Raw genomic sequence first — 26,641 nt, forward strand, 5'->3', positions numbered from 1 at the left:
GGCGAAACGATGCTGGATCTGCTGCCGGGTAGGAAACTGGAGGAATTGCGTGCCTATGCCCAGGCGCATCCCGACTTCCTTCGGCTGAATCCCAAAGCAGTGGTCATGGATTTGGCCCAGGCTTACCATACCTGGATCAGCGAGTGTTTCCCGAATGCGATTCGCATCGCAGATCGCTTTCATGTCCACGGTTATGTAATCGAAAGCGTGCAAGAAGTTCGAAAAACGGTTCAGCATACCTTATCGCCGCGAGCGCGAGCGTATTTGAAAGCGAACCATCGTTTGCTGAATCCTCCAGCGGAATCGCTGAGTGAAGAAAGCAGAAAACGACTGGAAACGCTACTGAATTATTCTTCGCTTCTGCGCAGCGTGTGGGAGTGGAAAGAAGCCTTCACAACTTGGTATGACCGCTCGCCCAGCTATGCTGTTGCCCGACTCGGATTTGAGCGTTGGTGCGAGCAAGGCGATCAGATCGACCATGCAACGGTACGCAGCACGCTGGGGACGATGCGAAATTGGAAAGAGGAAATCGTGAATTATCATCAATGTCGCTGGACAAACGCGACCGTAGAAGGCCGTCATAATCGCATTAAAGCGTTTCAACGTCGCCATTACTTTATGCGAAATCCCAATCGTTATAAAGCAGGTATTCTTATCGAATGCAACCGTCACCGGTTGATATGCTGATAGTCAAGCACTGATTTTGAGATTGAGCCTTTTTTTCTACTTCAAAAAAGAGTCCCAATTCCCTTCACATCATATTTCTTCAAATCTATGTTATGCTCAAATATCTTTCCTTCATTTAATTCGCTTTCTTTATTGGATATTAGCTGCACCTTATCATAATTAGTTTTTAAAGTTTCTTGGGCTATTTTGTCCATCCCGTACGCCGTGAAGTATTTTTCACTTACTGTCGGAATATGTGAAACCACATTAACACCTCTGTACATCTTTAATTCATTTACATCTGTATATCCTGTAAATCCATTGTTAGCAGACCAATTCAAACGATACATTTTGTAGGATTTCGGAATGTCTACGTAGTAGTCCTTATCTGTATTTACGGTAGTCCACGTTTGGTTTTTCTGTGTATCTAATACATGCCACTTCTCTCCGTCGTGACTGCCTTCAAAAGTCCAGTCTCTTGGAAGTTTATTCAAATGAGAACTTCCAGCCATACTCCTGACAGCATATTTCGCAATGGCTATTGGTTTATCAAACTCATACCCTAAAAAACCAACTCCACCACTACCAGTTTTAGATGCATAACCTTCTGTATCATCAACTTGATTAAATGCTTTCCAAGCATCATAGCTTGTTGAATAAATATCCTTTGCAAATGCGCGTCCACTAGGGGATGTATTTGATGTCATTTTGGGTATAACCGTTTCAGTGTCCGAGGTGGTAACAACACTAAAGTAGCAATCATTCTTGTGCAACAGCAATATATCATTGTAATCGTTATACATCTGTAACTCAAATACAGAAATATAAGAATGACTATCAAGAACGGGGCTCAAAATATTAACTCTATACATTTTATAAGATAAAGTATTAGCAAAGGAAAATGCCTCTTCTTTTCCCATTGTCCACCTATCATGATTGTCAACTTTATGCAAAAGTCTCCAATTAACTCCGTCGTTACTACCCTCGAATGTCCAACGCTTTGGAGACGATGAGTGCCAGTCACCGCCTCCACCAGAAGCTACCAAACTATAATTATTAACTATTTGAGGTTTTATAAAATCAAAACCAACCCAACCAATATTAGAGTTTACTCGCCATCTACTCTCCTCTGAGGATTCATAAATCCTATCAAATGCTTTCCAAGCATCATAGACTATGCCTCCTGACTTATAGACACCACTACAAATTGCATTTCCTACAGATGATGTGTTGCTGGTCATTTTTGGAATCAGAGCTTTCATTATGTCACCATCCCATCCAAATAAAATCGTTAAAAAAAAAAGCAGAACCAGTACGGTTCTACTTCACATCAATGCTAATAATATCAAAATATTTCTTGTAATCAATCTTTGCTTTGAACACTTTTCCATTATCCAACGCAGAGGCTGTCATCGGAAGGGAAACAATTTGCTCATTCCTATCAAGAATAGATAAATTGCTTATAGCCTCATCGATAAAAGTGTCTTTTGAAGGTAAAATTGTTGAAACTGTCTTCCAACCGTTTTTGTATGTTTTAAACTCATCCTTGTGATAAATGAAAGATTTAAAATCCATCGTTTCCATGACAGGACGAAACCCTATCTCTATTATGGCGGCAGTAAAGTTTTGAGTTAATCGGCCATCTTTAGACTTTCCCCTCAGAACTACCTTATCTGGTTCGGCAAGCGTCATCGTAAAACTATATATATCTTTCCAATTCCATACAAAGTTATCACCTGGAACAATATGATTGTTTAAGCTACTGCTTACAACAAATTGATCCCACTCATTTTCTTTATCTCCTGTATCGGCTCCGCCATCTATAAGTCTCATCTCACACGAATCTACGAGAGAATTTTTTAACGTTACCCTACCATTGAAATGAATTAAATTATCATATGAAATGGTATGCTGCACATTTCTGTCGGCAATAAAAAGACATTTGCCATTTGGTCTTTTATTCACACATATGAAATAAAAATCACCTCTAGGCTCTTCTGTAGAAGTTACGGGTAAAAAAGCTTCTGTTTCTTTACCTAGGCCAGAGAATGTCCCTAACACATTGCGGGAGGAAGAGTAATGACAACGTAGTCTTTTGCCAACCTCAATTAATTCAAGATGCACAACTTCATCCGGATGCAGCATCCTCGAATCTTGTTCTAAATCAATTGCATTAATGAGTAGATTAGAGTACCCTCCATTCGTGCCCGAATAGATTTCAACCGTATGTTCCCTATGATCTAGAATCTTTTCATATATTAATCGTGGATTAATATAGTCACTTGATTGCATCAAGGGCATGAACTCAGATATTCCATCAATTACAATTCTGGAATTGGATGCCCGATCACTTCCAGAGTGAGCCAATATTCTTATTTTTGACCCAATAAACTTAAAGGCAATCATCAGTTCATTTTTAAAGTTACCATTGTGGTTATCCGTATAATGTATGTTTTTAGGAAACTTGATCTGGTTGCCCATCTTTAAACTATAGCGTTTCCAACCGGCTTCTGGTTGAGCAAGTTGTTGTCCAAGCGTTGCCATTGTCAATCCTCCCTTTCTATTTTATTAACAGCGAATCAATCTTCTTCATCTTCCCATTCGGTATTCTCATCCTCAAAAGAACGCCCTCGTCTTTCCAAGACTCGTCCCTCTCGTACTTATAGCGATAGTGCTTTTTCAGCTCCAGCACGCCCTCGTCGGAGTTGACCCATTCGTTGGTGTATTTGGCTGTATCGGTGAAGTCGTCTACGGTAAAGGTCGCGTCGTGCAGGACGGGGATGAATTCGATTTTGAGCTGAGCGTATTTGGCGAAGGGGGCGCTGTCGAGATTGCCGGCCGTTGTGTCGATGGCTGTGTATTCGGTCCAGGTGATGTTGTCCGGCGAATATCGGATATATAGCTTATAGTCTGCAACTCCCTTCACGTCTACGGCCTGTGTGATCCGTTGAAAGGCGGCGAACCGGTCCTGGATGACGATCGGCAGCGACTCCCAGGAGCCGGAGGGAGCGTAGACGATGTTTCCTTCGTCGTCTTTTTTGAGTTCCTTCAATTGCAGTTTGCCGTCTTTTATGACGATGTTCGTAAACGTGCCTGCTGCCAAGTCGACAGGAATGATCACTTCATGCGTAGTGTTTGTCATCGAATCACCTCATCGTATCGTCCAATTAATTTGCCCGGCATGCTTCGCCTTCAGGGGCGCTTGAATCTCGTCCACAAGATATCCGTTTCTGCGAATGTGCAATGTGCCGTCCAGATCAATGTCTGACGTTATTTTAATTTTCATGAACGCCGCATCATTATAGGGAATGGAGAGGATGCACTGAAAATCGATGTTGGCGTCGTGGAGCTGCATTTGTTTTTTGTAGCCGATATTGTACTGGGTAATCGAGTCGGAGAAGGCCCCTCCCTTCCCGCCCGCCGTAAACAGCTTGGCGTCGGAGACCGCGTTTTTGTACGTAATAATGTCGTTGTACAGGAAGGTACGCCCGGTCAGCGGATATTCCCGTGAGGAGGCCGAGTAGGATAAGGACAGCCGATGGCCGTTCATCGTAAAGACGCCGTTGCCGACATCGAAGTAGATTTGCGAGCCTTCCCCGATCAATCCGAACCGGATCAGTTTGGTTTTGTCTATATGATAAAAGCTGTTTGCTTTTCGGTTGTCGAAGTTATATTCAGCGAGATGCGAGCCGTCGGCATATTCCGCCACCCAGATGAACGACTGGGCGACAGGAGAACGCGTTATTTTGTTATGAAAAATCATGCGTAACCTCCCATTGTATTGTGAGATGAATATTTCCATATAGCAAAACAGACGGGACCCTATCGGCCCCGCCTGGATACATCGTCTTGGTGCAAAATGTTGCTCTATTCAACGTTACACATAGCGATAGGACACGCGCAGCTTGAACTCCTGCCGTCCGCTCGACGCGTCCAGTGGAATTTTCGGCTGCACCGTCACGGTCACATAGTTGCCGGCGGCGTCCATCGGATTCCCGTTATTGTTGACCCCGAGAATCTCCTGGCTCGCCGGAGTCAGCGGAATCGACAGCGGGTTGCCCTTATGATCCTTTGTCGTCTTGCCCGTCGTCCCGATCGGCTTCATGCGAATCTTGCCGACCGCCGATGTCTCCTCCTCGATATCGGTCTCGCCCAGGGTGTCCACCTGGACATGGAACCAGTTGTTCTTGACGGCTTCGACGTCATTTTCAGGCGTATCGCCGGTACCCCCGCCCATGTCGCGCGTCGTGAACGTGCAGTCCTCCATCTTCGAGACGTCGGTCTCGCCGTTGCGGTTGTTCCAAATGTTGAACGTGCGAAGTGGCCCCAGATCTCCGGCATCAATAACGCCAAAATCAAACGGAGCCTCAATTTGGGCAGTATGCGTGTCGTTGAACCAGCTTACGATCGGTTTGGTCATCTTTTTTCCTCTTTTCTCGTTATCGTTATATTTTGACGATGAGCTGCAGCGTGACATGCTGGATGTTCACGCCTTGCTTCACGACATGAAGCCGGAACATATCGCCGGCATTCACGATCTTGTTATCGATGACGGCGCTGCGATCATCGACATGCTGATGGGCCTTGATGCGCACCGGATGGGACATAATCCCGCTCCAATTCGCCCCATCCAGCGATTTTTCCACCGTAATCTCGGTATCGGATTCGCCGGCTTCCCCGCACAACGCTTCGACGCCGATCAGTTCTCCCTGAAAAGGGAACCTCGCAATGACGCTCTGAACTCCCTGATATAAGGAATTCGGCAGGCAGAACACCATCACCCGGTCCTTCACTTCCAGCGGGATGCTTTTTAACTTCACATGCTCGGCGACCGTCATCAGGCCGTCCGCATGCTCGCTCACCGGCTGAATGCTGCGGCCGAAGATGTCGATGAGCACCCATTCCTTGCCGTCGAAGCGGTAGCGGTTGCCATCCTTGTACGTCTGCACGGTCCAGCCGCTATGCGGATACGGATAGGTCGCGATCAGCTCCTTCATATCCGCCACGGGAGGCTTGAACACCAGAAGCGTCGACTTGTAAGCCAACAGCGCCTGCTCCGTAGCGAGCTTCGCCTCATCCGCGGCCTGATTCGCCTGGTCGGCGGAGCGATCGGCCGCATGAGCCGCCTCCTTCGCCATCGCCACAGCCTCGTTGACCTCCGCGATGGCCAGATTCGTCTCCCGCAGCCGCTGCAGCATCTCGTCAATCATGTCCTGCAGCGTCTTGACGACATCCGGATGCCGGCTCACCATCGCATAGATGCGGGAAGCCGGATAGAGGATCAGCCCTCTGCCCTTATATTTGCACAGCAGCGTCTTGCCTTCCTGGGACGGATGGAACTGAATCGTTCCGTTCGCATAGTTGACCAGAAATTCATGCGGCGACAAGGCCAGCTTCTTATCGAAGCGTTCCGCATCGACCTCGGTCAATCCCTCGATGCGGACCTTGTCCGTCTGCGAAGGAATCTCCAGCAGCGTTATCTGGTTGTTAATGACGGGGAGCGAATCGATATGCTCCTTGTAAGGCTCCTCTGGCGTGCCTTCCCGCCAAATAATGGTCACCGGATCATGCAGTTCGAAATGCGTCCGTAATTGGGCCATCCTATCACCTCCTTAATCTATCGATGAGTTCGAAATGCAGGCCATCATTGCAACCCAAAAACGCCTCTCGGTGAAGAGAAGCGTTCTTATGCCTACATATTGATCAATGAATTTCCTTCGCGAATCGTCGTCCCATTCCCGAGACAGGTCGTCACGCTTGAGCCTTGGACGGCAATCAGCTTGCCGTTCAAATACACCCGCTTCGCATTGCCGCCCGTTATCGTGCCTTGACCGCTGCCCGACGTGCCCGGAGAAACGTTGATGTACCGCGTTCGAGAGGTATCCGAAGGAACCGGCGGGCTGGCTTGCCAGGCTTCGTTCACCCGATCCCCGACGACGGCGGCAGACACGCCGTTCACATAGAAGCGGGAGCTCGCCGCAATGCCGCGGCCGGTAATCAGCGCGCCGGTGCTGCCTGATCCGGTTGTGTGCCATTTATCGCCCCTAGGATCGTCACACTCCCCAGTGTCAGGATCCCGATGCGCGCACCACGGCTCCTCATAAGTCTGTATCGTATAAGTCACATGCCCATCCTTCACGACCGGGGCGGTTGCGCCCCCATGCAAGGCGATGGCAGCCATCGCATCCCCTCCCTTCGCCGCTGGACCGGCTCGCCCGCGAACCGGCAGCATTCCTTCTTTGCAATCAATCAACTGTTCACAAAATCAAACTGGACCGCATGGAAGATCATTTTGCCGTCTGCGGTCATCTCAATATAAGCGCGCTCGGTGCCGAAGCGACCCGCGCCGCCCTTGGCGATCGCTTTGATGTCTTGGCCGTCCAGCACGATGCCGCTCGACTCCGCGGTCACGCACACGCCTTCGTCCTTCAAGTCGAGGCTGCGTTTTTTGCCCGTGGCGCTGGCGCCGTATTCCAGCATATAGCCGCCGGAATACTTCTTCTCGATCGCCACGCCGTGGCCGTCCCCGGTGCCGTCCCCGATGCCGAGATAGCGGACGGGCTGGGCGCCGCCGCCAGGCTTGTCTCGCTCGAACGTAATTTTCTGCTTCACATTGATGCTGTCGAATTTGTACGTGTTGGCCACAATCCCGGTATTTTCCGTCGTCAACACTTTCTTGTCCGCATCCTGCCAGTAGAGCGGACGGCCGCGCGAATCCTGCGCCGGCTCGCTCTTCGACACCCTGGCGGTGATGAACTGAATCGCATGCTCCTGGATCTCGATATAGTCGACATATTCTCCTTCCCGCGCATCCTTCGGCAGCGTCTTCACCTTATTCACCGTCAGATCATTCACATACGTCTTGTCGGCCAGAATCGTGTTCACCTGGATCATTTCCGGAATGAGCTTGCCCACATTGATCATATCGAGATGGTCCATATCGATGTAGCCGGCTTCCGTGTCGATCAGCACATGGCCCGCGGGACCGACGAACTTTCCTTTGTAGGCCGTCAGATTGCCCTTCATGTCGACGCGGAAAGGGGCTTTCCCGAATTCATCGTGCCCGGCCCAGATGCCCAGGCTCGGATAGACCTTGAACACATCGTTGCCTTCGCCGATGACCAGACTGGAGCCCTCGATATGGCCGTTCTTGAACAGGGAGCTGTCAATCTCGGCGTCCTTCGCGAACAGCTTGTTCATCCAGACATTCCCCAAGTAATCGGCGTGAAAAGGGGCCTGCGACCATACGGAGGAACCCAGCGCAAGCCCCTGCTTGTCAATCGTAAACACTTGATCGTCGACCCCGGCCTTGACGAACAGATCGCCGTCCAGGGAGGTGCCGAACGTCTTCTCATACACGCCGTTGCGAATGCGCTCGATCGTGAAGCCGTCATCCGCGGTCATCGAGACCCGGTTCACCTTCGTGCCGCTGCCGCAATCGCCCGAAGCGTACCGGTTCACGATCATGCCGAACCGTTCGGGACGCTCCGCCAGCAGCCCGAGCTTCACGACCTCCCGGCCGCAGCGGTCGTCGATCATGAGGCGGGAGCCCTCGATGGTGAACACCCCTGTCGTATCGCCGATGACGACGCGCTGCCCGAGAATGATCTTGCCGAGCACCGTCTCCGCGATCAAGCCGTCCGGCGTAATCGCCGTATCGTACCGCAGTCCGCCCGAACGCGTCAGGCCCAGCGCGCCATGCGTCGCCCGCAGGAAGCGGTTCGGATCGTTCGGATCGGTAATCGTCAGCCCTTTCCGATCCAGCGTCACGAACTCATTCGACGCCATATTGATGTCGTTCGTGACCTTGTTCCAGAAATGGTCGAACAGCCGGCTCATGTCCGACGCATCGACAACGGCCTGCCCCCATTTCTTCTTGTTGCTGTCCACGACAATCGACGTGTTCTTGCTGTCGTAGATGAATTTCTCCAGCCGCTTCTGCGCATCGGATACATCTCTGGCATTGCTGATCGTCAGGCTGATATTGCCGTCCTCATAGTCATAGGTCATCTCCGCGATGCGGGCTTCGATCTCAAGCTGAAGCCGCTCATGCTTGATCGTGACATAATCGCCGACGACCAGCTTGTCCCAGTTATGCTGCTCCTCGAGGATCTCGAGGAAGTTCACGATATCGATGCGGAATGTCGTCCGGGGGCGCTGCAGCTCCTTGAACTTCTCGAGCGCCGCCTCATACAGATCTTGCTCGTCAATGTACTTGTTATCGCTGAATTCCCTCTCGATGACATACAGGTTCAGCTCCTGCAGCAGCTCGGGAGCGAAATTGCTGTCGGCGGACAGCGTCTTCTGCAGCTCGGCAATGTTCGCCTTGACATTATCCAACGCCTGCTCCAAATTCTTGATCTCGATTTCCTTGGCGGCGATCTGCATTTGCTTATTATCGAGGCTGAACTTTTCAATAATGTCCGGCCCGTTGTTCGCCCCGTTCAGCTCGTCAAGGGAGATGAGCGCCACCTGGAGGAACACTTCGGCCTCGGCGCCGCCCCGCACCTCGACGACCGCCCGGTCCGCATGATGCCGCTTGCCGAGCAGCATCCACCGGCCCGGAGCCGCGGCTTGATCCGCGCCGTCGAGCGAAACCGTGACGCCCCCTTGGCTGACCTTGCACAGAACCGCGTACGGATATTCCGGATTCAGCGCAAAGCTTCGCGAGCTGCTGCCGCGATGCGCATACTTCTCGAAAAACATCTTCTGCTCGAACTGCTGCGAAATCATCGTGTCGGTAATGACCGCTTCGTTTTTTTTCAGCTTATCCAGCTCCATGCTTCGTTCGTTCAGACTGTCCTCGATTTTCTTGCGTTCGGCCAGCAATTCCCGGAACTTGTCCCGCCTGCTCTCCACCAGCTCCTCATAATCGAGCAGCGCATGGCATAATTCATCGGACATATACTGGCTGTGGCGGATCACCCGCCCCTGCGCGTCCCGCTCGAACGGATACAGAAAATAACGGAAATTCTCGATATAATTCTGTCCCGTCGGGTTGACCTTTTGAATCGTGAGCCCGTCCTGTCCGAACGCCTTTAACCGGGTAACCATCTCATCCGCTCTCGCTTCCTTGCCGATCGACTTCAGATATTTGCCATAGGAAAAAGAAAGGCCCTTGTTCACCCCGAACAGCTCCGGCTTGAGCAGCGACACGGTTCGCCGGTGCGTGTCCCATTGGACGATGGCATTGTAGGTCTCGGCCACTTGATAGACCGCATCCAGCACCGTCGTGTTCCCGAACTCGAAGGCGCGGTACGTCAGCTTGAAGTCGGCGTCGAGATAGCCGATATTCCAGATCGTGTTGCGCAGCAGATCCGTCAGCACCTGCTCGGCATGATACGACTCGACGCTGTAATCCCGAATCGATTTGTCGCTCAGCTCATAAGGAAGAGCGAAGCAGGCGACCTGCCGGTACAGCCTGTCGTCCTGTCCGCTGTCCTCGATCGAGCGAATCATATACCATTCGCTTTTCGATCCGAGCGTTACCCGGATATGATACCGTTCGCGGAGCAGACCGATATTTTTGTTCGGCACGAGCCGGTGGTTCACGTCCAGGTACAGCGGAATTTTGAAGGTCAGCTCGTTCACGGAGGACAGCGAGATGTTCTGGCTGATGTCGTACGCTTCGCTGATCTTGCTGATGACGCTGCCGTTCGGCTTGGCGAGGAACAGCTGCGGCCGGTACGGTTTCCTGAGAAAATCAATATCGCCCAGCAATCATCATCGCCTCCTTATTGAATTCTCCGGAATTGATAGCGGAATTGGAACGCGGCGTTCCCGCGCACCTTCAACACATTCCTTCCGGGCGGCAGCGACAAATACCCGTCGTTGAACTCGCTGTAGCGGTACGTGTTCACCAGACTGGTCTCGATATGCTGCCGATCATTGTTCACATACACCGTCTCCTCATCCAGCAGCTGCTCGAAGCGAAAAGCGGCGTCTCCCTGCGACGTGTTCACGATCGCGAACTCGCCGCTGCCTTCCTTCGTAATCCAGATTTCCGGGGAACAGTTCACATCTCCCTTATTGTCGAACACGACAACCGGTTCCAGCCGGAAGGAGATGGACTGGAAGGAAGGCGTGACGCCATGGCGCCCGGACTGCAGGATAACCCGGTACCGCAGCATCGCTTCGCGAAGGGGCGTCCCGGCTTCGATATCCGGAATGCCGCCGCCGTTTACGCACGTTTTCCAATCGCTCCAGGTCCGTCCCTGATCCGGGGAGAGCGAGGTCTGGACCTCAGCCCGGCAGGAGGGCGGAATCTCGCATTCCCACGCCAGCTTCGTCAGCGCTCCGTCTCCTTCGAGCGCAAGCGGCAGCGGATCCGAGGTGTACACCCCGAGCAAATTCGATAATGCAAGCCAATTTGCCATCCCATCCACCTCTACTCGATCTTCCCGAAGGGACGGAACAGGGCGGAGATGCCGCTCTCCTTCCACTTGGCGATGCGATAGCCGAGCCATACGGCGGCCCCGTCATAAATGCTCGTTCCGTCCGTCAACGCCCATTCCGGTTCGGTCCCCCCGGATTCGCCCGCCGTGATGCAGACATAAAAACGGCCGTTATCGACCGCCGGAAATACGATATCATGCTTCTCGTAGCGCTTCGAGCGCTGCCAGCGCCGCACTCCCCGCGTATCCTGCACCTCCTGGCCGGACGCGGTCGGGAAGACCGGCTCCATCGCGCCGGAATGCCCGGCTTGAATGCATATATAGACATGGGCGTTATCCGTCTGCGGGACGACATAATCCCCTGTCTTGTAGGAGGTGAGCTCCGTCCAGGAAGGAGCCGTGCGGCCCGTCCGCGTGTTCACCCAGCCGACATAATCCCCGATCGCCGGCTCCGCATTCCAGACGATGTCCCGCTGCCGCCACGTTCCCGCGACCGGCGGGGCCGTGGCGTAGTTCGGCGAGGCCTCATCCAGCTTGGCGAAGTTCTGGCCGAGCTGCTCGATCGTCTCGTAAATCTCATCCGCATATTCTGGAATATGCAGCGCTAGTTTTTCCGTTGTTTTTGCCATCGTTTACTCCTCTCTCCTTTCCTTCACCCGATGTCGGACCATCTCGTCCCCGGGGCGTAATCGCTCCAGCGCGGCCTGCGCGAATCGAGCCGCAGCTCTCCCTGCGGACCGAGAATCAGCGCTTCCCGGCTTCCCTGGGCGAAGTCCCGTTCCGCAATGTCCGCTACGGTCTCCTTCCATTCATACCGCGGAGAGTAATAGACCGGGGAGTAAGAATACGGAGAATCGCATTTAAAGGTCACGTTGATATACCCTTCGGATAATCCGTTATGGATCAGCATCGGCTCGTCGATGACCAGCGCGTAGAAGACCCGCTCCGGATCGGAAGAGAAGACCAGTTCCCGGTAATAGCTCTGCTCGGTCAGCCAACGCGCCGCTTCGCGAATCCGATCCGAATTCCATGTCTCTTCGAATGCGCATGAGACCTGGAAACGCAGCGGTTCTTTGGCGATGTTTTGAAAATAGGGCCGATCTCGTCCCGCGATGCTGACCTCGCGAACCGAACGCGGGGCCGCGAAGCTCTCCTCCAGCATGCCGGAGCTGATATTGACGTTCCGAATGCCGAAATCGATGCTGGATACCCCGGCATAAACGAAATAATCCGCGTCTCTAATCGTCATGTTGCCATTCACCTGCCTTCCTATAATCGATGCCCCCGGGCCCGCAGCGCCGTATCGAGCGATTTGGCGATATCGTCCCCATCCTTCTGCGCGAAGTTCCCCGTAATGGAAATATGGAAGTTCTGGGTCGGCGCTCCCGCCAGGGCAGGCTGAAGCGCGGGAACGGAAGCGAACGGCCTTTTGATGGAATCGATAATATTTCTGGTGATATCGACCACCTTCAGCAGATTAAACGAATCGGCTTTGTTCAGGATCAGCTCTTTTTCATGGGCGAGCAGGAATTTGCCTTGCTTGCCGCCCCACGCCGGAGTCATGCCGCCGGATTCGGCGGAGAAGAGCTTTTTGTTTTTGAGCTGGTCATACGATCCGTCCTCGAAATGATAGGTTTCGCGGTAACCGTCGTTGATTTTTCGCAGCCGATCCATCTCCGCCCTCAGCCGGGCAATCTCAGGGGACTTCGGGTTGGTCCTGGACAATTCCTTAATCCGGCGGGCGTGGTCCTCGGCCTGCTTCTTATTGGCCACATATTTGTCCCAATACTTGGCCCGCTCGTCCTGTTCCGAGGTTGCTCCCGGAAGCATGGTTCCCGAGGACGTTCCAGGCTGTTTGACCGTACCTGAAATCGACGGGACTAAGCTCTTCCCGTACTGCTCCAGCTCGTCATAATCCTGCTCGAAGCCATACTTGATGTTGTCGGCGATCGTCTGGCCAAGCCGTTCGCTAGCCTTGGCCAGTTCCTCGAAGAACACGCCGTACTTGCCTTTGATTTCGTCCAATGCGTTGAAGACAACAGTCTTATCATTGCTGAGCAGCTGCTGCTTCAAGTTATAGAAATCCTTTTCATTCTCCAAAATTTCCTTATAATGCTGCTCGGTTTTGCGCTTCGCTTCATCCAGCTTATCTAATTGATTGCGGTGCTGATTGTCCTCGAGCTCTTTTTCGTTCTCGATGATCTTGCGCCGGTCCTCCAACTGATCGGAGAGGGCCTGTTTGCGCAGCTCCCGCTCTCGATCCAGCTTGAATTTGTCAATCTCCTCGTCTTTGGACTCGAGCTGCTCCTGAAGCTGCTTCTTCTTTGCTTTCGCTTCGAAGGAGTCATCCAAGGCCAGAACGTTGAGCCGATCCTGGATATCCTGCCGTTCCTTCATCAACTTGCGGAGCTGTGTATCGTAATCCTCCTCCGCATTGGCGCGGTCCAGCCCCTTGAGCTGGGCATTGATATGCTCCTCGATCTTCTTGAGCTCCGCGTCCAGATGCTTCATCTTCTCGTCGTGGCGCTTGTTTTCCGTCCGAATCTCTTCCTCGATTGCCTGGGTGCGCAGTTCTTTTTCCCGCTGCAGCACATTTTTCAGGTTGTCGATCAGCTTGTTCGCATTATCGAGCCTTGCTTTTTGTTCCGCCGCCTGATTATCCGCGATTTGCTTCAGTACGGTGCGCTGGTAGTCTTGCAGCGCTTCCTTCTTCGACTCGGCCCGGCGCTTCTCGGCCAACGAGTCCGCATGAGCTGCCTTGCGCGTCAATTCAGCTATCTGGGATTCGATAGTCCGGCCCGACTCTTCGTATATGGAGATGATTTGAGCGTCGATTTCTTTGGCTCTGCGCTGTTTCTCCTCGGTGTCCAGGCTGCCAAGCAGGCTTTTCTCGAATTCGAGCTCGCCGATTCGCTCCTTGTACCCGGCAATTAAGGCTTCGGCCTGCTGTTGACCGGCATGCTCGGCTTCGGCCACGATCTCCTCTTGCTTGCTCCGATCATGGTCACGCAGCCATTCCAGATAGATCGTGGCGGCCCGTCTCTGCTCCGGCGGCGTCTTGCTGTTCCGGATAAGCTGCTCCGTATCATCGATCTCTCCGCGGATGCGCTTGCCTTCCGTCACCAGCGCGTTCATGTTCTCGGCCGCGTTCTGCGCGGCAAGCCGCTTCTCTTCGGCGGTATTGATGTCGCCAAGCAGCGCCAGTTGATGCCTCAGCTTCTCCCTCTTCTTCTCGCCCGGCTGCTGCCGGCTCTCGAAGCGGCGCTTATAGGCATCGGCCAGTTGGATGACATTCTGATCGATTTTGAGGTCGATGTCGCCGATATTGCGGGTCAGCTCCATATATTCTTCAACGAATTTCTCATAGTCCGCGGCCGAATAGCCCGTCTTGCTCCCGCGCTTGCCTATCGACTCGAGCCGCGCGCGGACATCCCCGACGACTTCGCCATTCTTGACCAGCCCGGCAGATCCGAGCAGGGATGCCAACTCCGCGTGGCGAGACGACTGGGATTGCCGCAGCTTCCGCAGCGCCTCCCCCATGTCATTGTACAGACCGATCCGTTTTTCCAGGAGCTTGTCGTACTGGCGCCCGGAAGCCATCGCCTCTTCCATTTGCTGCTGATTTTTCTCCAGGGAGGCATTGACCCGCTTAATCGCTTCCTCGAATGGGTTGAACCGCAAGCTCGGCTGGTAGGAATCCTTCTTGCCGGAAGAAGAGGAGGACGTTCCTTTGCGGCTGACTCCGTAGTAGGCGTCATCGAGCATGGCTTCATATTTTTTGTAGTACTCTTCTGTATCTTGGATTTTCTGTTTCACTTCATCCAACTGATTGTCTTGGAACCGTTGAACCGGATCCAAGAGGACCTTTGCGCCAGGAACAATACTTGTGACAACGTTCGCTAACTGCTTCGTCGTCTCCCGGTTCTTCTCGATTTCTCCGATTGTCTTTTTGGCATCGGCGAGATCCTTAATGCTGCCCATCTCGACGCCGTAGATGCGAATCCGGGCCTTCGATTGGAAATAAGCCGCCAGCGTCGAACGTTTTTCGCTCTCCAGGTCTTCCTTCGCCTTCTTCAGCTTTTCTTCCCGTAATTCTTGAATGCCCTCTTTCTCCAGCTTCCAGCCGTCGGCCGCCTTGCTGATATGCTTTTGCAGCTCCGGAAATTGGGCCATCAGATCCAGCATCGCCTCGGCAGACATCGATTGGCCCGCCTCCAGATCGGCCAAAATCTGATTGAACGATTTAAGCTCATCCTGCGTGCTCTTGATCCGGTTGCGAAGCTCGTCGCTTTCCTGCTTGCCTTTCTGCAAAGAAGAAGCCAGGCCGTCCAGACCGTTGGCCGCGACGCCCGCGCCGAGCTTCATCTGGAGAAATCGCTGGTCTAAATCTTTCAATGAGCTTCCGGTGATTTGAATGTTTCCGGGCAGCTTTTCGAATAATTCGACAACGTCTTCTCCCTTTTGAATGTCGGCCTTCTGGAAGGCTTTAAAGATCACGGCGAAGTCACTTTCGCTAATCTCCACCCGATTGGCGGCGGCCCAGGAGGCCAGCACATCGGTCAAAAAGCGCGTATGCTCATTCAGCTTCTCCCCTTGGGATTCGAAGACGTCCACATACGACTGGAGCCGCCCTTTGATCGCGTTCTCCGCCGTGCTGACCGCTTCCGTGAATTCGGTGTTGGAGGCTTCCCATTTCTCGCGCGCTTCCTTTACTTCCTTGGCGAGCTGTTCCCCCATCACCTGAATCGCTGTGGCATGATTCGGATTATTCGGATCAAGACCGATATCCGTGACGACATTCGAGGAAAAATAACCGTTGGCGTTGCTCATCGGAATTTTGTTCTCCCTGTTTTTCAGGAACTCCTCATACTTTTGGGATCTTTCGTTAAGTTCCTGCTCCGCCTTTTCCCTCTTCGTTGACGCCTTCTCGATTTTGCGATCGATTTTCGATTTCTGGCTTTCATATTCCAGTTGGGCCTTCTCCCGCTCGATCCGGATCTCTTCCTGGAGAAACGCGATCCGCTGCCGAATCAGCTCATTGTTCTGCTCGTACGCATCGGCATTCCCTTCCAGCGACTTCACGCTGATGCCGAACTGGGACTGCAGCGTGCTCTCGATCTGCTCGAGACGCGTCTTCGTCTCGATTGTGCGCTCCTCGCTTGCGGCCAAACGCTCGTACTCCGCAGCCAGCGTCTTGAGATGGCCAGCCTGCGCGGCAGATGCATTCATGCGCTCGAAGGATTGGCTGACCTCCTCCGCCCCCTCTTCCGCATTGCCGAATAGCCCGATCAGTTCGGATACACCCCAAGAGATCAGACCAACCAACGCTCCTATCCCTGTACTGATCATCATGCTTTTAATAGCTCGACCCAACGTTTTCGTCGCAGCAGCCAGTCCTCTCAGTCCCGTAGCGGCAGTGGCAGATGCCGGACCAATACCGAGAAGACCGCCCACCGTCTGGGTGATGCTCACGAGGAAGGAGGCGATTGCCGTCCGGACTACTTTTACCGTTCCCGCCAGCGTCCCGAGCAGTAGCGGCAGCGAACCGATCCGTTCCGCGAGCCAGACGAACACCTGTCCCAATGCTGTCGCGGCGCTGATCAGCGCAATAAGCGAATCGCTGATGAAAGCCTCGCCCATCGTGAGGGCGAGCTCCTGCCACGCAGTCCGCATATTCGCGAGCCGGGCCTCCAGCGACTGCATATGCGTCTCATTGTCCCTCATCGCCGCACCTTCGGAATAAAGCGCCGCGTTCGCCGCATCCAGCGCCATGGGGTAATTCGCCATCAAGGCCATAAAGCGCTGCATATGATCCTTGCCGGAGATCGTCTGCGCGATAGAGCGCTGCGTCCCTTCCGAGAGCTGATTCCATTTGCCGGCCAGCTCCTCCACAATGCTCGAAGCCGATTTTAACGTCCCCGACGTATCCTGCAGCGACACCCCCGCCTCCTGCAGCGCGGCGGCCGAGGTATCGGCATTCATAATACCCTCATATATCGCTTCCAGACTGCTGCCGATGACGGCGCCCGATTCCTGCGTAATGGTCCCGATGGCGGCGGCATGGCCGATCAGCTCTTCCATGCTGACGCCATAGGATCGCGCTGCTGCGCCGGCTTCGGTCAAGGAGAGCGCCAAGTCCCGCGTCGAGACGGCGTAGGCTTGATCGACCGCCTTGAGCGAATCGAGGATTGTCATGCTTCGGCTCGCCTCGATCTGGAAGGCGGACATGGCGGCGGTAAGTGCCGCGATCGCTTCATCTCCGCTTAAGCCCGAAATATTCCGGGCCAATTGCACCGTCTCCGTCAGCGACATAACCTGCTGTTCATTCCAGCCCGAACGGGCCAGGCCGTGCATCGTATCAAGAACATCGTTCAATGATCGGCCCAATGCGCCCGCCAGCGTGACGGAGCGGTCCAGCATGCGGTCGAAGTTGGTATCCGCGTCCATTTCCCGCCGAAGAGCGGCCATTTTGGAATCGATCTCGATAACCGTCTGCACCGCCTGCCGCGCCCCTTCAATCGGGGCATTGACCAGTTGTTTCGCTACATTCTGAAGCACAGATTGTTTCGCATCCTTCAGATAGCTGCCGAAGCTTTTCTGCTCTGACTCAGGCGACTCTGGCTGCGCCGCAGCCGGTTCAGCAGCCCCGCCCTTGCCCTTGGCCGCTTTTTGATTCGCTTCTTCCATTTGATCGCCCAGCTTCTTATAGCTTGCGATCGCCTCCTTGACCGCCTCGTTCTGCTTCACGATGGCCGTGCGGCACTCCTTGAGCGATCGGATCATGACGGGATCGATGGCGGCTCGCAGTTGAAGCGTTTGGAGCGACGGACTCTTTTCCAATTCTCGAATCGCTTTATTGATCGCCTTGGCCGAGCTCCTCATATCGAGCGACGCCGACAGCCGCAACGTTACATCATTCACTCTCTTCCCCACTCCTTTCCGTCCATGCCAAAAAGAGCGGTTCGCCCCGCTCTTTTGCGCACCTTTTCCTTGTCGGAGATGTTCTCTCCGTCTTGTCCCGCTTCATGCTCGGTTCCCTTCCGCCCTATTTCTTCGGCTCGTCTTCCTCAAGAGGCTTCGCCAGCACATACCGGATCTCATACATCGCATCCTGCTCGGCAAACCCCTCCACTGGCGTCCGGTTCAAAAACTGCAGCAAATTTTTCACCATATGATCCGATAATTCATACTTGGCCATCTTATTGCTCCCCCTTTGCGCCGCGTGCCGATGCCCGGGAGGAGGACCGCGTTAACGGGGATGCCGCATCCGGCCCAGATTCTCCCGTGCTTGCCGCGGCCTCCTTGCCTGCCTGGTCTGCGCTCCGTGACTTGCTGTGCGTGCCCGCATTCTCTTCCGTGCCTGCTCTATAGGCTGCCTTATCAGTCTTCTCGGTCTTCCCTGTCTTCCCTGTCTTATCCGCCTTCTCTGCCTTACCTGTCTTTGTCTTACCTCTCTTATCGGCCTTTCCTGCCGCGCCCGTCTTACCGGTTGCCTTGACAGCCTTGACGGGCTTGCCCGCCTCGTCTGCGGCGTCCGCCCCTTTCGCCTTGGCCAGCTCCGCTTCCATCGCCCGGTTGAACAACTGCAGCGCGTCATTCAGCTCAGTGTACAACTCGGCCAGCTCGTCCCGGTCGAAGGCTTCGAGGATGCGCTCGGTGTAGCCGCCGTCATGCAGCGCATGCAGCATTTCCATATAGTCGTCGAGAGTCGCGGCATCCGTTACGATCGAGGTGAAATGCTTGATCGCGAGCATCGTCTGCAGGCCGAGCAGCATGCTCGCATCCAGCGGCTTATTCTGCTCCAGCGCCTCCGTCAAGACGCGGATAAGCTCCTTCTTCACATCGTTTTTAACAGATGGACGAAACCGCACATCGATGTCCAGCTTCCGATTTTCCCCGAATTCAACCCGCTTCTTCTCCTTGTACCGGTCCTTCATCTCTTTTTTCACTTGCTTGACTGCTAAATTTTTCATCGCGCTCATCTCGCTTCTCTCCTTATCGCTGGTAGAATAATTGATATCAAAAACTCTGACTCCGGCCAGAGTTTCTCAATCCAAGCATTCTCCAATGAAAAAGGGGAGTGCCGCCACTCCCCCGAAAAGTACAAATCGATTATTCCTCGTAAATGATCATGTCCGCCAATGTATCCGTTCCATTTACCTTCACCGGGAAAATGTCGAAGGTCAGCGTAAGCGAGCTCGGATCGCCTGTCGGGCTCATCGCCAAGGTGAAGTTCGGCTGCAGCTTCGCCTTGTAATACGTCATCTGCATCGGCACCATCTCGCCGGCGACTTCATCCGCATAGAGCGTGTCGCCCACAATCTTCACGTATTTCGGGAAGCCCTTGGCCGTGAAGGAGAGCTTGTTCGCGGAAGCCGATTGGAATTGGTAGTAGACTTCGACCTCCTCCCCTGCTGCTACCGTCGCTTTGTCCGACAAGGCGATTTCGCTGCCGGTAACGGTTTTCACTTCTTGCGCCGCCCCTTTGACGCCATTGGCGAAGACGAATACCGATACGGCCTTGCTGCCGCCCTGCGGAGCTTTGCTCAGCTTCACTTTTTTGCCGCCGGCGCCATCCTCCTGAACGGTAAGCACTTCCCGCTTATAAATCGTCTGCGGACCCGTCACAATTTCTTCTCCCGCCAGGAGCGCAAGATGCTCCATCGTGAAGATTTGCGTCTCGATGGTCAGCGTCGCTCCCTTTTCCCCATTCCACGCGATGCGCTTCGGGTTGCCGTTGCCGCCGCGGGCATAGACCGTCTCCGACGTCCATTCATTGGTGGCCGATGTGGCATAATCCATATACATAATCGGTTCATTGGTCGCATAGTCGATAACCTGCGTATTCAAAATCGCTCTAGATCCGTAACGTCCTTGTTCCATTGATCGTTTCCTCCTCGTCGTTGAAGCCTGTGCTTCTTCCATGCTCGTTCTGATTTACATTTTGCTTCTTGTCATCCATTCAGGCAGCGATTCGTCGCGGCCCAAATATCCATTTGCCCACACCTGCAGCAAGCGGGTATGGCGCTCGCGCACATTCAAGCGCTCAAAATGCTCATACACCTGATAAATCGTCAGTTTACCCACATTAAAAATATGGATGCCGTTGCCCTCCGCATGGCAGAGGATGGACAAAATATCCTTCAAATGAAGCGTATTGTCGTTATCCCGGGCGTACTTCGCCTTGAAGTGCTGAAGCTTGCCGTACAGCTCTTTCGCCTTTTCGTTCTTGAAGCGGATCGGCGCCGTCTCCGCAGCCGCAATGCCGTTCACCAGCTTCACGGCGCGAGCGATGTCCCGGTAATTATGCCGATCGATCACCGCCGCGTCGCTCACGAAGGCTTGATCGTCCTCATCATAGGCGAACTCGTTTTTCGTAAAAAAACGCAGCGCCTCGCAAAGACGGTCATGAAGCGCCGGTATCGAGCAGATCAACTGGAAATCATCCTCCGCTTCAAGCTGCGCCCAATCGTCTTCGTCCACCGAGAATAGCCGCTTCACAACCTCCTCCTTGTCGAAGGTCGCCAGCAAAAGATACAAATTGTACAGCGGCTCCCCTAGCTCGCCGATCTGATCGACCGTGGGCGAATAGACGTTCACCTTGCCGGCCGCAATCGGCTTCCCGAGAAAACAGCGCAGCCGTTCCGTCATCGTGTCATATCTGCACTCCTCTCTAGCCCCATGTTTCGGGGAAATGGTCGGGGGAGCGGCCGCTCCAGTCCGGTTGCCTTGTTATGCCAAGGTCCGGCGATGATCCCCTGTACTATAGCTAGTGTCCGAATTCGAACCTGTTTTGCCCGTTTTTTGTGCATCCTTCTTATAGATGCAGGAATATTTGATCAATTGATTGACATGATGCTGGTTCTCCTTGAGATACTGCCTGAAAATCGTCCCGACCCGCTCCATGATTCGCTTTTTCTGCTGCGCCGTCAGAATCGAGAGCGGAGCATCATGATGCACGATCTCGGCCACCTGCTCCCAATATGTCGCCAGCTTTTGCTGCAGCAGCCGATTCAACGATCCGTACCGCTGGTTCAACCAATTTTCGACAACCCACTCATACGGAGAATCATCGAAGCTGTAATCCCGCTTGAAAAAGTCAATCTCCTCGCCATCCTCGTCCAGATTATCCTTCAACCAATTGACGAAGATCTGGAACAGCAGCGGATATGCTTTCGTCTCCTCGCCGATGCTGTGGTACACGGTCATATATTCATTGATTTTTTGCGGCAAAGGAACTCGCTTCACGAAGCGGTATTCCTTCCATTTCAAGTACGCCTTGCGAATCGTTTCTTTAATCGCGAGCTCGTATTTGCGCACCATCGCCTCCGAGATGCGCCATTGGTAGACGCTTTGGAGCTCCGCCGCGATTTGCTTGTACGGCAGCTTGTCCTGCCGCTCGAAGCTTCGGCCCCGATCCGCAGCCGCAGGCTTGTACTCAATATTGTTTTTAATCAAAATGTAAGGGTACACCCGCAACTGCTTCTCCGTCAGCAGCGCCTCAATCTCGATTTCCCGCAAAAATTTGGCGAAGCTGCTCTCTCCCCGGATTTGCTGAAATCTTGCGAAAGCGTACATATCGTAAGGAGAGTACCCCTGGTCTTCCAGATCCTTGCCGTTCCTCGCCGCCGCTCCATCCTCGAAGCTCCGTTCCCGGCGATCCGGCTCCTGCTCATTGCCCGGAAGGATCTTGCCGAAGCTCTTCTCCGTGAACCGTTCCAACGAGTACTTCACATGATGATAGAGCCGGGCCCGGAGCTGGGATTCCGTAAACAGCAGGTTCCTGTCATTTTGGAGAAATTCGATCACGCATTCTACGAAATATCCTTTGATCTCATCGGCTCCGAAATAGTTGATATACTTGCGTTGAATCGAATGGTACATCTTACGCACCACGCTATGTTTGATGTCCAGCCGGACCTGCACTCCTTGTTTTTGGTGAATGACGGTTTGGGCAAAAATCCGCTTCAGCGCAGATTCCTTGCTGCCCGCCTGATATTCGGCCACGATGAGCGCAAGATCGCGCTCTTGGCGAAGGCTAGGTTCATGCTTGCGGAATTGGGCCTCCATCCAGCGCCGGAATCGATCCGGCAACCCCTCATCATCTGCTGCCGGCAGCTCCGACTGCTTTTCCAGAAACAGCAGCAAGGATTCCATAAAGCGGATATCGATCTCATCGCGCTCCATGCCGGCGTATTGCCGCCTAATCGTTTGCAGCGCCTGCTGCACATCCTCCAGCTCGAAGCGGATAACGCGATTGCGTTCGGATACGATTTCATTGAGCACCGCCCTGTTGCCGCGGCGATATTCTTTCAGCAACCATTTCAAATTCCGTAGTTCCATCGCTCTCAACCCCTTTCTTTCTATCGTAAAGCTCTTTTCGGGATCGAACTTAAACGGGAACGATAGATTTGTTATTATTATTTAATAGAAATATTTAACGTTATTTATAATAACCTTATAACGCTTTTTGTCGGATTTCGGGTATACTATACCTATACGCGTATGTGTGTGAGCAGAAAGGAGGGAAATCGTATGAATCATTACTCGGATGACGTAAAAAAACGGCTGAAGCGGATTGAAGGACAAGTGCGCGGCGTATTGCGCTTGATGGATGAGGGGAAATCGTGCAAGGAGGTCGTAAGCCAGCTATCGGCGGTGCGGAACGCGGCCGACAAGGCGTTGGCCCAGATCGTGGCCGATAATTTGCAGCACTGCCTGCTGGAGGAGCAGGCTTCGGGCGGAGATACGGGAAAGATCGTGAAGGAAGCGGTCGAGCTGCTGGTCAAGAGCAGATAACGAAAGGGAGGGCATCGCTGCCGCTCCCTTTCTTCTTGCGCAGATTCGATTTACGTGCATTGAACCGGGGTCGCGTCCGGCTGAAGGCGATGGCTTCTCGCTGCCGTGTCATGGACTTGCTTCCGTTCCCGCATGCGCCGCGCCCATTCCTTCATCTCCCGCTCGGTCATTGCGTTATAGGTGCGAATCTCGATCCGCGAACCATCCTCCAGCCGCAGCAGGAACTTCGCGAATTCCGGCTTGAACAAGATGCCGACACGCGCGCCTTCGGCCGTAATCTCCTTCACCTGCGCCCATGATATAGGCTGATCGCCGTCACTCCAGACCGCGCACTCGTCATAACGGAACAGAACATTGCGCGGCCGGATGAGCGCCAGGAACGAGAGAACCAGATTGCTGCCGAAAAATCCGATTCCGGTAAGAGCTGCAGCCCAGGCGGCGATCCGGACGAACAAGGAGACAGAACCGTACAGAGCCCCATAGATTAACCCGGCCGCCCCGGCCAGGCCCAGCATCGACACCAACAGCTTCGCCGCGGCCACCTGCCGCCGGTAGCATACATATTCCATCCGCTTATCACCCTCTGCCCCTGTGAACGATAAGTTGGAATTGCGTTACTGCTTCCGAGCTTTCTCTCTGATACCGCTATGTTATCTCCTTTTACCCTCGTCCGGCAAGCCCGAACCAGCGACGCTGCGGCCTATTCGCGTTACATTTTTGTTAACGTTCCGCAGGCTGCGCCTGGACCTACACCGTATTTCTTAGGGATGCAGCGATGATTCTACCGCCTGGCTAATATGCTCGTACATTTCCAGATACAGATCCCGCAGCTCGTCATGAGCCTGCACCGCCTCCAGCACGATCTCGTCCAACTGCCGCTGAATGGTCCAGTAGGCGCTGGCCGGGTTGCCCTCGCGCAGCGGCTCCAGAATGAAGTTGAATTCCGGAAGCGCCCGGAACCATTGCTCCCTTCTCGCGGCAAGCTGCTCCGCCTCCGCGTCAACCCGCGGCAGTTCATCCACATTCAGATATACTCCCTGCCGTTCCAACACCAGGCCGCCAGCGGGGACAGAGAGCTCGCAATGGGCTGCCAGCTGCATTCCGGTTGAATCCCCGCTTTCTTCCTTTTCGCATTTCAGCACGACCAACCGGAAGCCATCCGCTTCCCATGTTCCCAACGGCACCGTCACCTGCTCCGCCCCGGGCACGGCCGGGAAGCCATAGACTTCGCGCACGGTGACCGACCGATCCGGGATGACGGTCAACTCCAGCGGCTCCCCCGCTCCCCAGCCGGCCGGGCTGCCGAAGGACATCTCATTCCCCCTGGCCCAGATGAGAATGATCATAAAAAAAGTGCGGGTCCGCCCCATAAACACATGTCCGCCGCTGCATACGATGCGCATAGAAGGGTTGACTGCCAAGTCGCATTCCTCTTTTCATCTCATAATATTTGAAAATTTAAAGAATTAGAATGAATACGCATATTTCTCTATTATGGACCATTCTCCCTGTATAGTCACCCTTATTTTCCTCCGCTGCCGAAAGTACCCGCTCTCGCGGGCGATAAGCAGGCACGATGCGTTCCTTCCTGCGCGCGGCGGGAAGGGACGCTTGGGCGTTCAGCCGCGTAGCGGGGGCGCGAGTGCGCGAGTGCGGTGCGCGGGGCGGGAGCTGCCGTCCGCGCAGCCGGTATGTGGAGGCTGCCATGGGCGGGAGCGCAGGCTGCCGTCCGCGCGGCTGCATGTGGAAGCAGCCATGGGCGGGAGCAGCTGCGGCACGGGCTCTGCTCCCCGCCGGGCGGGCATGCGCAGGGGTCTGTCCCCGCTGGCGGCGGACTCGCTCCCTTTGGGGCTGCCCCCCCTGGGTCCGCTGCAGCCCCAGAGCAATCCTGTAAAAGTGCAGGATTTTCCCAGTAGCCCCTTGTCCCGGCAAGAAATACTGCAAAAATACATCAATTTCACCAAATATAGCCACAATTACAGCGAAATAGTAGAATTCCTGCAGTTTTGCAGGAATTTTTCAATATATCTCCATAAAGGCAATAAAATACTGTAAATTTGCAGGATTCGCTTTTAATGATGCATCATAAAGACAATTACAGCCGTGCAACTTATCGATATTACTCCCTCATTCGGCATTCAATGTCACATTCGCCCGTCCTTCACCAGTATCCAGCACACCGAAGCTAAGTCAAGGCACCTTCATTGAGTATACCGAAGCTACTTCAAAGTCCATGCGATAACAGCCGACTCACCAAAGCTACCTCCAGACCCATGCTCCATTTCCGGCTCACCAAAGCTACCTCAAGACCCACGCTCCATCTCCGGCTCACCAAAGCTACCAAGACCCACGCTCCATTTCCGACTCACCAAAGTTACCTCCAGACCGATGCTCCATCATCCGGCTCACTAACGCTCCCTCCAGACTCACGATCCATCATCCGGCTTACCAAATCTACTCTAAAGACTTGCATGATCGCGGGACGCACGGAAGCTGCTTCCAGACACGTTCCCTTCATCAAGTTAAGCCGATGTACCGTCAATCACCGCCTACTCTCGCCCGTCGTATCATCAAGCCGGGCCCTCAAACGGCGCAGCCAAGCGCATCCGTTCCGTCATGCGCGCAAAAAAACCGGGAGCTCGCGCTCCCGGCCTGTCCAACGCCGGCTCCGGATTCTCCGTCGCTGGCTGCAAATTCTCCAGCGCTCGCGCCTTGCCATTTGCCGCTTTGTCCGAGCCGGCGAGCTACAGCGCCCGCGCCCCGGCGCGCCGATGCCGCTCCTGCCGCACATACGCCAGCTGCGGGAGGGAGATGCCCGCGAAGATCAACGCGATCCCCGCCCATTGGAGCCAGCTCACCTGCTCCTGCAGCACGGTGACGGACATGATAACGGCGGCGGGCAACTCGGCCGCGCCCAGAATCGTGCCGAGGCCGGGGCCGATCTTCGGCACGCCAAGGCCGAAAAAGACGCCGGGAACGAGCACGCCCAACAGCCCCATGACAAGGCCATATTTCCATAAGCCAGCCGCAAGAGCGCCGTCGGCGAGGAAGGTGGGCGGGAACACGAGGAACAGGCTGGCTGCCGCTCCGGTGGTCAGCGACAGGCTCTTGTTCAAGATGGGCATATCGGTCGCGACACGCCCGTTCACCATAATATAGAAGGCGAACGATACGGCGGAGATAAGGCCGAAGATCGCGCCCTTCGCCGTTAAGCCGGACAAGCCGTGGTCGGCGAGTCCCCCCGCAAGCACCGTGCCGACGAGCAGAATCAGGACGGAGAGGAGCTTGGCCCGATCCGGCCACGTCCGGTTGAGAAGCGCCTCCAGCAAGACGCCGATCCATGTGAATTGGAACAGAAACACGACGGCGATCGAAGCAGGCAGCTGTTCAACTGCGATCCCGTATGAAATCGAGGTGCAGCTCACCGATAAGCCGCAAGCCAGCAGCGCCAGCACCTGCTTCCCGCTCACACGGCGCCGGGAGAACAGAAGCGCGGCGGCGGCCACAAGCAGCCAGCCGAACAAATACTGGCTCCCGATAATCTGGGGCACGGTATACCCCTCTCTTATCCCAAGCTTCATAATCGAGGATAATGTCCCATAGCTGCATGCGCCGATGAAGACCAGCAGCGCATAACGGAATAATTTCATTGCCCATTACGCTCCCTTCTGGTTGAAAAAAACCGTAAATCCACGATCGAGTAGGAGGGGGCGCCTAGCCCCCGACCTCTCACACCACCGTACATACCGTTCGGTATACGGCGGTTCATGTTATATTCCGCA

22 protein-coding genes are annotated in these 26,641 nt (G+C 54.1%); 2 read left to right on the plus strand and 20 right to left on the minus strand.

Features of this window, described 5'->3' with window-relative positions; translation table 11 throughout:
* A partial coding sequence (locus ABD76_RS20430; protein WP_197256362.1) for a transposase occupies nt 1-687 on the plus strand: 687 nt, incomplete at its 5' end.
* A 41-nt stretch (nt 688-728) separates the two neighbouring features.
* Here the strand turns inward: ABD76_RS20430 and ABD76_RS20435 are convergent.
* The 17 genes from ABD76_RS20435 to ABD76_RS20515 all read right to left on the minus strand — a co-directional run bounded on the left by ABD76_RS20435 (nt 729) and on the right by ABD76_RS20515 (nt 22,403).
* Nucleotides 729-1,928 (minus strand): hypothetical protein, encoded by a 1,200-nt coding sequence (locus ABD76_RS20435; protein ID WP_197258979.1) that lies wholly within the window; start codon nt 1,926-1,928, stop codon nt 729-731.
* A 58-nt stretch (nt 1,929-1,986) separates the two neighbouring features.
* Nucleotides 1,987-3,210, minus strand: coding sequence for a hypothetical protein (locus tag ABD76_RS20440; RefSeq protein WP_197258980.1), 1,224 nt, complete (start codon nt 3,208-3,210; stop codon nt 1,987-1,989).
* 16 nt (nt 3,211-3,226) lie between these two features.
* A complete protein-coding gene (locus ABD76_RS20445; protein WP_197258981.1) occupies nt 3,227-3,808 on the minus strand; it encodes a hypothetical protein in 582 nt (193 codons plus the stop codon).
* 9 nt (nt 3,809-3,817) lie between these two features.
* Nucleotides 3,818-4,429: a hypothetical protein gene (locus ABD76_RS20450; protein WP_197258982.1), complete on the minus strand. Its 612-nt coding sequence runs from the start codon at nt 4,427-4,429 to the stop codon at nt 3,818-3,820.
* A gap of 114 nt (nt 4,430-4,543) precedes the next feature.
* Complete coding sequence (locus ABD76_RS20455; RefSeq protein ID WP_197258983.1) at nt 4,544-5,086, minus strand: hypothetical protein; 543 nt, start codon at nt 5,084-5,086, stop codon at nt 4,544-4,546.
* 25 nt (nt 5,087-5,111) lie between these two features.
* Nucleotides 5,112-6,266, minus strand: coding sequence for a hypothetical protein (locus tag ABD76_RS20460; protein ID WP_197258984.1), 1,155 nt, complete (start codon nt 6,264-6,266; stop codon nt 5,112-5,114).
* Nucleotides 6,267-6,358: 92 nt separating this feature from the next.
* Nucleotides 6,359-6,847 (minus strand): hypothetical protein, encoded by a 489-nt coding sequence (locus tag ABD76_RS20465; RefSeq protein ID WP_197258985.1) that lies wholly within the window; start codon nt 6,845-6,847, stop codon nt 6,359-6,361.
* Between the two features lie 68 nt (nt 6,848-6,915).
* Nucleotides 6,916-10,386, minus strand: a complete 3,471-nt coding sequence (locus tag ABD76_RS20470) for a phage tail spike protein (RefSeq protein ID WP_197258986.1) — start codon at nt 10,384-10,386, stop codon at nt 6,916-6,918.
* A gap of 14 nt (nt 10,387-10,400) precedes the next feature.
* Nucleotides 10,401-11,042: a phage tail family protein gene (locus ABD76_RS20475; RefSeq protein WP_197258987.1), complete on the minus strand. Its 642-nt coding sequence runs from the start codon at nt 11,040-11,042 to the stop codon at nt 10,401-10,403.
* 11 nt (nt 11,043-11,053) lie between these two features.
* Nucleotides 11,054-11,689: a hypothetical protein gene (locus tag ABD76_RS20480; protein ID WP_197258988.1), complete on the minus strand. Its 636-nt coding sequence runs from the start codon at nt 11,687-11,689 to the stop codon at nt 11,054-11,056.
* A gap of 23 nt (nt 11,690-11,712) precedes the next feature.
* Nucleotides 11,713-12,309, minus strand: coding sequence for a distal tail protein Dit (locus tag ABD76_RS20485; RefSeq protein WP_197258989.1), 597 nt, complete (start codon nt 12,307-12,309; stop codon nt 11,713-11,715).
* Between the two features lie 20 nt (nt 12,310-12,329).
* Nucleotides 12,330-17,981 carry a phage tail tape measure protein gene (locus tag ABD76_RS20490; protein WP_197258990.1) on the minus strand — a complete coding sequence of 1,884 codons (5,652 nt, stop codon included), beginning with the start codon at nt 17,979-17,981 and terminating at the stop codon, nt 12,330-12,332.
* A gap of 124 nt (nt 17,982-18,105) precedes the next feature.
* A complete protein-coding gene (locus tag ABD76_RS20495) occupies nt 18,106-18,258 on the minus strand; it encodes a hypothetical protein (RefSeq protein ID WP_197258991.1) in 153 nt (50 codons plus the stop codon).
* A 1-nt stretch (nt 18,259) separates the two neighbouring features.
* The gene (locus tag ABD76_RS20500) at nt 18,260-19,042 is read right to left on the minus strand and encodes a hypothetical protein (protein WP_197258992.1); all 783 of its coding nucleotides are present in this window, start codon (nt 19,040-19,042) and stop codon (nt 18,260-18,262) included.
* A 130-nt stretch (nt 19,043-19,172) separates the two neighbouring features.
* Nucleotides 19,173-19,943 (minus strand): hypothetical protein, encoded by a 771-nt coding sequence (locus tag ABD76_RS20505; RefSeq protein WP_197258993.1) that lies wholly within the window; start codon nt 19,941-19,943, stop codon nt 19,173-19,175.
* Nucleotides 19,944-19,997: 54 nt separating this feature from the next.
* Complete coding sequence (locus ABD76_RS20510; RefSeq protein WP_197258994.1) at nt 19,998-20,711, minus strand: hypothetical protein; 714 nt, start codon at nt 20,709-20,711, stop codon at nt 19,998-20,000.
* 81 nt (nt 20,712-20,792) lie between these two features.
* Entirely contained in the window at nt 20,793-22,403 is a 1,611-nt protein-coding gene (locus tag ABD76_RS20515; protein WP_197258995.1) for a hypothetical protein, read from the minus strand.
* A gap of 192 nt (nt 22,404-22,595) precedes the next feature.
* Here ABD76_RS20515 and ABD76_RS20520 point away from each other — a divergent pair, with 192 nt between their 5' ends.
* Nucleotides 22,596-22,859, plus strand: coding sequence for a metal-sensitive transcriptional regulator (locus tag ABD76_RS20520; protein ID WP_197258996.1), 264 nt, complete (start codon nt 22,596-22,598; stop codon nt 22,857-22,859).
* Nucleotides 22,860-22,909: 50 nt separating this feature from the next.
* Here ABD76_RS20520 and ABD76_RS20525 read toward each other — a convergent pair whose 3' ends face one another.
* From ABD76_RS20525 to ABD76_RS20535, 3 genes are all read right to left on the minus strand, one after another.
* A complete protein-coding gene (locus ABD76_RS20525) occupies nt 22,910-23,428 on the minus strand; it encodes a hypothetical protein (RefSeq protein ID WP_197258997.1) in 519 nt (172 codons plus the stop codon).
* 192 nt (nt 23,429-23,620) lie between these two features.
* Entirely contained in the window at nt 23,621-24,280 is a 660-nt protein-coding gene (locus ABD76_RS20530) for a topoisomerase II (protein WP_197258998.1), read from the minus strand.
* A 1,323-nt stretch (nt 24,281-25,603) separates the two neighbouring features.
* The gene (locus ABD76_RS20535) at nt 25,604-26,509 is read right to left on the minus strand and encodes an EamA family transporter (RefSeq protein ID WP_197258999.1); all 906 of its coding nucleotides are present in this window, start codon (nt 26,507-26,509) and stop codon (nt 25,604-25,606) included.
* Nucleotides 26,510-26,641: the final 132 nt, after the last annotated feature.

Source organism: Paenibacillus dendritiformis, assembly GCF_015845845.1.
Lineage (GTDB): Bacteria > Bacillota > Bacilli > Paenibacillales > Paenibacillaceae > Paenibacillus_B > Paenibacillus_B dendritiformis_C.